The sequence below is a fragment of the Curvibacter delicatus NBRC 14919 genome (assembly GCF_001592265.1).
Taxonomy (GTDB): domain Bacteria; phylum Pseudomonadota; class Gammaproteobacteria; order Burkholderiales; family Burkholderiaceae_C; genus Hylemonella; species Hylemonella delicata.
This window is the reverse complement of sequence record NZ_BCWP01000066.1, coordinates 1-8239: the sequence shown is the minus strand read 5'-3', so window position 1 is coordinate 8239 and position 8239 is coordinate 1. Positions and strand designations below refer to the sequence as shown.

Here is an 8239-nt window from a genome sequence, read left to right as displayed (position 1 = left end):
TTTTTCCTACGACGCCCAGGCCTGGTTCGGGCGCGACTATGACCGTTTGGTGCTCAAGGCCGAAGGCGACCTGGTCGATGGCAAGGTCCCGGAAGCCCGTACGGAAGTATTGTGGGGGCATGCCTTTGCGCCGTTCTGGGACACCCAGTTGGGTCTGCGTAGCGACAGCGGCGGCGGGCCGGAGCGCCGTTGGCTGGCTGTAGGTGTGCAGGGACTGGCGCCTTACTGGTTCGAGGTCGACGCGGTGGCCTATGTTGGCGAAGGTGGTCGGACGGCGTTGCGCCTGGGGGCCGAGTATGCAGTCCTGTTTACACAAAAGCTGATCCTGCAGCCGCGCGTCGAATTCAACATCTATGGGCAAGCGGATGAGGCGCGCGAGATCGGCGGTGGCCTGTCCAGCGGCACTGCCGCTCTGCGCCTGCGCTATGAAATCAACCGCCAGTTCGCACCCTACGTTGGCGTCGAATGGAAGGGCAAGTACGGTGCCACCGCAGATCTGGCGCGCGCCGCCGGCGAGCGCATCGAAGAGTCGCGCTGGGTGGCCGGCGTGCGTTTCTGGTTCTGAACTTCATTGGCACGTATCGCATTTGATATTTTTTCGACTTCAACAAAAAGGCAGTTTCAACATGCAAAAATCTCTTTCCATCCTTCTGCTCAGCACCGCACCGGTTCTGGCCTTCGCCGCTGGAAATCATGGCGGTCATGACATGGGTGCCATGCATGGCAACATGGCCGGCATGCACCAGGGCGAACACAACTCGGCCGCCGGGCAAGCGGGTGATTCGGCCAAGGTCAGTCGCACGATCGAAGTGACCATGGACGACACCATGCGCTTCAGCCCGAGCCAGATTTCCGTCAAGGCGGGCGAGACGATCCGTTTCTTCGTCAAGAACGTTGGTAAGACCCAGCATGAGATGGTGATTGGCACTGCGGATGAGCTCAAGGAGCACGCCGAAATGATGCGCAAGATGCCTGGCATGCAGCATGCCGAGCCCAATATGGTGACGCTCGCTCCCGGCAAGCGAGGTGGCATTGTGTGGCAATTCTCCAAAGCCGGAAAGGTCGATTTTGCTTGTCTGATCCCCGGTCACATGGAGGCGGGCATGAAGGGGATGATTTCGGTTGAGTGAGCATGTCTGTGCCTTCATTGACACCAGGTATTGAACAGAAAGGAAATTGAAAATGCGGAACTATCAACTTTGGCTTGCGACTGCTCTTGTTACGCTGCCTGCCTATTCGGTCCTTGCACAGCAGCCCGGACAGGAAGCCACGCTCCCCAAGGTCGTACAGACGCCGAACCCCGCTTCCGACTGCGCAAAGGGCACCGGTGCGCGTCATGACCACGGCTTGGAAAAGGGAACCGGCCCTGCGGGCAAGAGGCCATGCTCAGATGGCCTGCCCCCCAAGGCCACAAGTGCGGAGGAGCCGACTCGACCGGCGATGCGAGGGCACGATCACGGCAAGTTTCACAAGGGGCAATAAGCCAAGCGATGCCGTCAATAGATTGCAGAAATGTAATCTTGGCGTCATCTCCGGGCAAGCGAGAAAACCTTACCCTAGCGACGTGTTGGTGCCATTGCTTTCGTCTGATCGCTCCTGGATGACCAAGAGCTGGTGCCCGGTCAACCCGCCCATAGCTGTAATGATGAACTACCTCAAATCGATTCCCCGAATTGTGGCCCTTGCTCCACTCATACTGATGCCGGTCTTCACTCATGCGCAGATGAACCACGCGATGCAACCCGGCATGACTATGGTCACCGACACATCGATGACTGAAGGTGAGATCCGCAAGATAGACAAGAGCCTCGGCAAGCTCACGATCAAGCATGGCCCGATCAGGAATCTGGACATGCCGGCCATGACGATGGTCTTCAACGTCAAAGACATGAGGTTTCTCGACAAGGTAAAGGTTGGGGACAAAGTCCGCTTTGTCGTTGTCATGGACGCCGGCAAGATGGTTATCACCGATCTCCAGCCGGTTGAGTGACGCTTTCACGCTTCACGGCATCTTCAGTAACGGGAGAATCTCGATGTACTTTGGCAATAGCGAGATCAAGCCGGAAGAGTACGAGCGCCTCAAGCAGTTGCTTGACAAGGATAAAGTGAGCCATTCGCTGCAATCAAAGGGAAGCACGTGAAGCTGACATTTCTCGGTGCCGCTGGCACGGTGACCGGCTCCAAATACCTGCTGGAGCATGCCGGGCGTCAGGTTTTGGTTGATTGCGGTCTCTTCCAAGGCTACAAGAATCTGCGAGAGATGAACTGGGAGCCTTTCCCTGTGGACGTCTCGCGCCTGGACTGCGTCGTCCTGACCCATGCGCATCTGGATCACTCCGGTGCCTTGCCTCTGCTGCTTCGAAACGGGTATCGCGGCCCCATCTACACCACGCCAGGATCCATCGACCTCTGTCATCTGCTCCTGCCTGACAGAGGGCGGCTGCAGGAGGAAGACGCCGAATACCTGAATCGCCACCATGCCAGTAAGCACAAGCCGGCTCTTCCTCTCTACACCGAAGAAGATGCGCGACACGCTTTGCGCTATATGCAGGCTGTGCCATTCAATGAAACCATTGAAATAGTGCCTGGCATGCAGCTGTCACTTCGGCCAGCAGGCCATATTCTTGGTGCGGCCAGCGCAGAAATTCATGCGGGCGGCCTTACCATTGTTTTTTCAGGAGATGTTGGGCGGGATGACGATCCGATCATGCGGCCGCCGACACCGCTTGGGAAGGTGGATTACCTGGTCGTCGAATCCACCTATGGCGATCGGCTGCACCAACCGGAGGACAACGAAGCGCTCCTGGCCGAAATCATCCAGAGAACGGCGGGTCGTGGCGGCAGTGTGGTGATACCGGCCTTCGCGGTGGGGCGCGCGCAGGCGTTGCTGTTTCTGCTCTCGCGCCTCAAGGAACGACACGCGATCCCGGACCTGCCCGTGTTTCTCGACAGTCCGATGGCCATCGACATGACCGAGATATACCACCGGCATCGTGCCGAACATCGGCTGAGCCCTCAGGAGTGCAAAGGTCTGTGCCGGGTCGCCACGATGGTCCGGACTTCTGACGCATCGCGTGCCTTGAACGAGGTTCGCTACCCAGCCATCATCATCTCGGCTAGCGGCATGGCTACCGGAGGGCGGGTGCTGCACCACCTTAAGAGAATGGCTCCGGACCGGCGCAACACCATCGTCCTGGCGGGCTATCAGTCCGGAGGCACCCGTGGTGCACGTCTGGCCGCCGGGGAGAAGTCCATCCGGATCTTTGGCGAGGAAGTCGCCGTTCATGCCGAGGTTGCCTTGCTGCGCGGCATGTCAGCTCCCGCTGATGCCGCACAGCTTGTGCGCTGGATGGAAAGTGCGTCCAACGTACCGAAACAGGTCTTCCTGACCCATGGGGAGCCGGGACCAGCAGATACCTTACGGCTGCGGGTGGAAACCGAACTCGGATGGCCTGCGGGGGTGCCGCGTCTGGGCCAGACCGTGGAACTGGTGCCATGAGTCACCTCCACCCTCATGAAGATCACGGAGCGCATGCTGCGCTTCGCTACCGCTCGTTGGGAATCGACACGCAGCAGGAGTATGTGATCTACATGCGCCGCGACTGCCACGTTTGCCGTGCCGAAGGGTTCCAATCCCAGACTCGCGTGCGTGTTGATCTGAATGATCGGCACATCATCGCCACCCTGAATGTGATCGATTCGGACTTGCTGATGCCCGGAGACGTTGGCCTGTCGAGGGGTGCTGCCCAGGCGCTAACGGCGGACGAGCAGAGCCTGTTGAAGATTTCCCATGCGCCGACGCTGGACTCTGAGAGTGCATTGCGAGCCAAGATCTACGGACATCGCCTTGGGGCACCCGAATACAAAAGCATCATCTCTGACGTTTCGAGGGGCCACTATTCGGACATTCACTTGGCGGCGTTTCTGAGTGCATGTGCTGGCGGTCGCATGGATTTGCAGGAGACCATTGATCTGACGCGAGCCATGGTCGAGGTGGGGGAAAAGATCGACTGGGGGCGGACGCCGATTGCGGACAAGCACTGCGTTGGCGGCCTGCCAGGCAACCGAACCACGCCGATTGTTGTGGCCATCATTGCTGCAGCCGGCCTGACTATGCCGAAGACGTCTTCCCGCGCCATCACATCACCTGCGGGGACCGCCGACGTGATGGAGACCATCACGAACGTCACGATGAACCTGGCCACGATGCGACGGGTGGTTGAACAGGAAGGTGGCTGCCTGGCCTGGGGGGGCGCACTGTCGCTGAGCCCGGCTGACGACTTGCTGATCCGGGTGGAGAGGCCGCTGGACCTGGACAGTGATGCCCAATTGGTTGCCTCCGTACTATCGAAGAAGATCGCCGCGGGTGCGACGCACGTCGTACTGGACATCCCCGTCGGGCCGACGGCCAAGGTGCGCAGCGAGGAAGACGCTCATCGGCTGACCGCCTTGCTGCAGCAGGTCGGCGAAGCCTGCGGCCTCAAACTGAAAATTCGGCAGTCACGCGGAAGTCAACCCGTCGGCCGAGGGGTTGGACCAGCACTCGAAGCTCGTGATGTCTTGGCAGTACTTCGCGGCGCAGCGCATGCGCCGATGGATTTGCGGATGCGCGCCCTCAACCTGGCCGGGGATCTGCTGGAATTTTGCGGCAAATCGCTTCCTGGTACAGGTCATTCAATGGCGTGGCGCCTGTTGGATTCGGGGATGGCTTGGCAAAAATTTCAGGCTATTTGCGAAGCGCAGGGTGGATTGCGCGAGCCACCTGCCGCCAACATCATGGAACCGATAACTTCGCTCTCAGCTGGGCATGTCTCGCACATCGACAACCGCCGTTTGTCGCGCCTTGCAAAGCTACTGGGAGCGCCGACAACCCCGGCAGCTGGTTTGGATATGCATGTCGAGCTGGGAGACCGGATACAACAGGGGCAGCCCTTGTTCACCCTGCATGCCAATGCTCCAGGGGAACTGACTTATGCGAAAGAGTATCTGGCATCCCATCCAATCTTGACCGTCTCTGAATGAGGCGGAGATCCGTTACGTTTCTCGTGTGCAACTTGGTCTTTTTCACTATTAGGAGATTCCTATGAAAGCAGTACGTTCCCTGATCACCGTGTCCTTGATGGCTTGTCTGGCGACTTTGAGCCTGGCCGCGCAGCCGGATTCGCAAGACCATGAAGCGCATCACCCCGCAGACGCGGCGTCGGCTCCTAAGAAGTCCAAAGCCCCGGCTGCGAAACCCCCAGTGACAAAGCCCTCAGCTTCCAAGCCTTCCGCTGGGACGAAGCAAAAGGTGGATCAGATGGACAAGCAAATGACGGTGATGAGCGAGATGCATCAAAAAATGATGGGCGCCAAAACACCCGAGGAACGTAGTGCCTTGATGGGTGAGCACATGAAAGTGATGCAGGATGGCATGTCCATGATGAACATGATGAAGGTCTCAGGCATGGCCGGCGCAGGTATGGGCGGGGGTGGCATGGGTGGCTCGGGGATGGGTGGTTCGCAAGACAACAAGAGCATGCCTGGCAACATGGAAGACCGTCAGCAAATGACGGAGAAACGCATGGACATGATGCAAATGATGATGCAGATGATGATGGATACGCAGTCGGCACCCGCCACGAAATAAACAGGTGCCACCATGAATCACGATCATCAGCACCATGAACCGCCTCCGCCATTCTGGGGGTCTCGTTATTCGATAGGACTGCTCGTTATCGGGGCGGTTGCCGGTTATTTCCGGTTGAAAGAGCATCTGGCGCATGTCGTTGGAGCGCTGCCCATCCTGTTGCTGTTGGCCTGTCCCATCATGCATGTCTTCATGCACGGTGGTCACGGCCACCACCATGGAGGAGGCGGAACCTCGGGTACCCCGGACAATCAACCCAAAACAAATCAAACCAAACCGGGAGAAACGTCGTGAACCATTCCCAGCCTGCCTACGGACTTTGGGTGTTGGTCGTATTGAACTCTGCCATCTTCATCATGTTCGCGTTCAGCTTCTTCAAGCCAGCTACTGCGAGGGATTGGAGAACCTTTGGGGCATTCGCTGCATTCATTGTTGCTCTGTTCGTCGAAATGTATGGCTTCCCGCTAACGATCTACTTGATGTCAGGCTGGCTGCAGACCAAATATCCGAATCTTGACATCTTGTCCCACGATGCTGGCCATTTATGGGCTACTCTGCTCGGAGAGAAGGGGGATCCGCATTTTGGTGTTTTGCATATCGCCAGCTATATCTTCCTGGGCTACGGCTTCTACCTGCTGTCTACAGCCTGGAATGTTCTCTACCACGCGCAACGCAATCATGCACTGGCGATGACAGGTCCGTATGCGCGGATTCGGCACCCACAATATGTGGCATTTGTCCTGATTCTCTTGGGCTTTCTACTGCAGTGGCCAACACTCCTGACACTGCTCATGTTTCCGATCCTGTTGTTGATGTACGGCCGTCTCGCCATTACGGAGGAGGCGGAAATGCGTGCGCAGTTCGGAGAGGAATTCGATCGTTACGCACTAAAAACGCCTAGGTTCTTTCCCCGGAGGCGTTAGGCCATCGGACCAGCCGATTCGCATTCAGATGCCGAAGAGGTCAACATGCCACACGCATTCAGACGCTTCGTTTTTATTCAAAAGTTTCTTTTGATTTCGGCATTTCTTCTGGCGCTGGTTGAGCCTGCGTTGGCACAGGGTCGGCTGGACAAGGAGGGGGTGACGATCTATTGGGGATTCGTGCCGGCCGCTGTGGTATCTGAGAAGCATGCCCTTGACGACATGCACGGCGGCAGGCCCGGCGGTGGCGGCCAGGTCCACCATCTTGTTGTCGCCTTGTACGACACCACCAGCGGACGTCGGATCGACAACGCGGTGGTGCGCGCCCAGCTCAGCGAGTCAGGCATCGTCGATGACTCTCGCAAATACTTGACGCCAATGCCCATCAATGGCCAGATGTCCTATGGTCAGGTTTTTTCTGTCGCCAAGGCGGGGCCGTACCGGTTTCATATCTGGGCAAGACCTCCGGGACGCAAAACGGATATCGAATTCGCGATTTCGGCCTTCTCGCCGCATCTCACAGATCGTTGATGCGATTGCTCAATTGCCACAAGGAAGAATGATCCATGTGCTTTTCGATGACTGCCAGTCTTGCTGCCGGTGGCTTCCTGCTCGGCGTTGGCACGATGACTGTGAAAGTGGCACGACGTCCGTCCGAGATTCCTTTTGCTGCAATACCGCTGCTCTTTGCCATTCAACAACTGAGCGAGGGCATCGTCTGGTGGACCTTTGCCCACAATGCGCCGGGGCTCAATGTCGTCATGACCCAGTTCTACTCGTTTTTCTCGCACGTACTCTGGCCGGCCTATGTGCCTCTGGCCGTGCTCTTACTGGAGCCTCCAGGCGGGCGGAGCAGACTGCTGAAATTGACCGCCATTGCTGGGGTGGGGGTCGGCTTATATCTGCTGTATTCGATGTTCGAGTATCCGATCACGTCCCGGCCCACGGGGGGGCATGTTGAATACGATTCACCCCATTTCTTTGCTGTCGTGACGATGGCGGGGTACCTTATCGCAACCACCGTGAGCCCGTTGCTGTCGAACGAGGGCATAGTCAGGATCTTTGGGGCACTCGCCTTGATCTCATTTATGTTGGCCTATTTGATCTTTGCGAAATGGTTCATTTCCGTTTGGTGTTTTTTCGCCGCAATTTTGAGCGTGGTCGTTGCGCTTAGGTTCTTTGGGCGGAAAAAGCCGCTCACACTTGTTTGATAGTTCAATCAGCAACTTATTTCAGCAGCTATCTTTAGAAGCGCATCATGGGGGTCTCTATGCAGATGGGCTTGCCTGCTGAACCGGAGAGCATCCGGAATTTTGTGACCAAGAAGGTGCATCTGAGCCCGTTGCTACGCTTGGAGGATGCCAATACCCATGTCGAGGCACTGACCTGGGCCACCCAGGAGGCCGGCTATCCATCCCAACCGCAAGGGGGTTCGCAGTGACCGCCATCGTGCTGGAGTCGACGCTGACCTGCCCGGTTTGCGGCCACAGCAAGCTGGAAACGATGCCTACCGACGCCTGTCAGTGGTTTTACGAGTGCGAGCAGTGCCACACCGTGCTCCACCCCAAGCCAGGCGACTGCTGCGTCTACTGTTCCTACGGCAGCGTGCCTTGCCCATCGATTCAAGAGCGTGGCAAGAGTGACGGGTGCTGCAGCTGACGGTCCAACCGCCATGCAGATCCTATTT

12 protein-coding genes are annotated in these 8239 nt (G+C 57.7%); all 12 read left to right on the top strand.

Annotated features, from left to right (window positions below; genetic code table 11):
• Positions 1–565 (top strand): copper resistance protein B (locus tag CDE01S_RS17490; protein ID WP_169802281.1); only part of this gene is annotated, 565 nt, incomplete at its 5' end.
• Between the two features lie 61 nt (positions 566–626).
• On the top strand, positions 627–1130 hold the full coding sequence (locus CDE01S_RS17485; protein WP_066710691.1) for a cupredoxin domain-containing protein: 504 nt from the start codon (positions 627–629) through the stop codon (positions 1128–1130).
• A gap of 515 nt (positions 1131–1645) precedes the next feature.
• Positions 1646–1990, top strand: a complete 345-nt coding sequence (locus CDE01S_RS17480) for a copper-binding protein (RefSeq protein ID WP_066710697.1) — start codon at positions 1646–1648, stop codon at positions 1988–1990.
• A gap of 147 nt (positions 1991–2137) precedes the next feature.
• On the top strand, positions 2138–3499 hold the full coding sequence (locus tag CDE01S_RS17475) for an MBL fold metallo-hydrolase (protein WP_066710688.1): 1362 nt from the start codon (positions 2138–2140) through the stop codon (positions 3497–3499).
• Positions 3496–5022 carry a thymidine phosphorylase family protein gene (locus CDE01S_RS17470; RefSeq protein WP_066710686.1) on the top strand — a complete coding sequence of 509 codons (1527 nt, stop codon included), beginning with the start codon at positions 3496–3498 and terminating at the stop codon, positions 5020–5022. Before CDE01S_RS17475 ends, CDE01S_RS17470 begins: the two co-directional genes overlap by 4 nt.
• A gap of 61 nt (positions 5023–5083) precedes the next feature.
• On the top strand, positions 5084–5629 hold the full coding sequence (locus CDE01S_RS17465) for a hypothetical protein (protein ID WP_066710684.1): 546 nt from the start codon (positions 5084–5086) through the stop codon (positions 5627–5629).
• Positions 5630–5641: 12 nt separating this feature from the next.
• A complete protein-coding gene (locus tag CDE01S_RS18365; RefSeq protein WP_084382977.1) occupies positions 5642–5923 on the top strand; it encodes a DUF2933 domain-containing protein in 282 nt (93 codons plus the stop codon).
• Positions 5920–6552 (top strand): methyltransferase family protein, encoded by a 633-nt coding sequence (locus CDE01S_RS17460; RefSeq protein WP_066710682.1) that lies wholly within the window; start codon positions 5920–5922, stop codon positions 6550–6552. The genes CDE01S_RS18365 and CDE01S_RS17460 overlap by 4 nt, the downstream gene beginning before the upstream one ends.
• A 45-nt stretch (positions 6553–6597) precedes the next feature.
• Positions 6598–7083, top strand: a complete 486-nt coding sequence (locus tag CDE01S_RS17455) for a hypothetical protein (protein WP_157077189.1) — start codon at positions 6598–6600, stop codon at positions 7081–7083.
• A gap of 35 nt (positions 7084–7118) precedes the next feature.
• A complete protein-coding gene (locus CDE01S_RS17450) occupies positions 7119–7763 on the top strand; it encodes a DUF6629 family protein (RefSeq protein ID WP_066710679.1) in 645 nt (214 codons plus the stop codon).
• A gap of 47 nt (positions 7764–7810) precedes the next feature.
• The gene (locus tag CDE01S_RS18600) at positions 7811–7993 is read left to right on the top strand and encodes a hypothetical protein (RefSeq protein ID WP_157077188.1); all 183 of its coding nucleotides are present in this window, start codon (positions 7811–7813) and stop codon (positions 7991–7993) included.
• Positions 7990–8211: a GDCCVxC domain-containing (seleno)protein gene (locus CDE01S_RS19105; RefSeq protein ID WP_084382976.1), complete on the top strand. Its 222-nt coding sequence runs from the start codon at positions 7990–7992 to the stop codon at positions 8209–8211. The genes CDE01S_RS18600 and CDE01S_RS19105 overlap by 4 nt, the downstream gene beginning before the upstream one ends.
• The last annotated feature ends 28 nt before the right edge of the window (positions 8212–8239 follow it).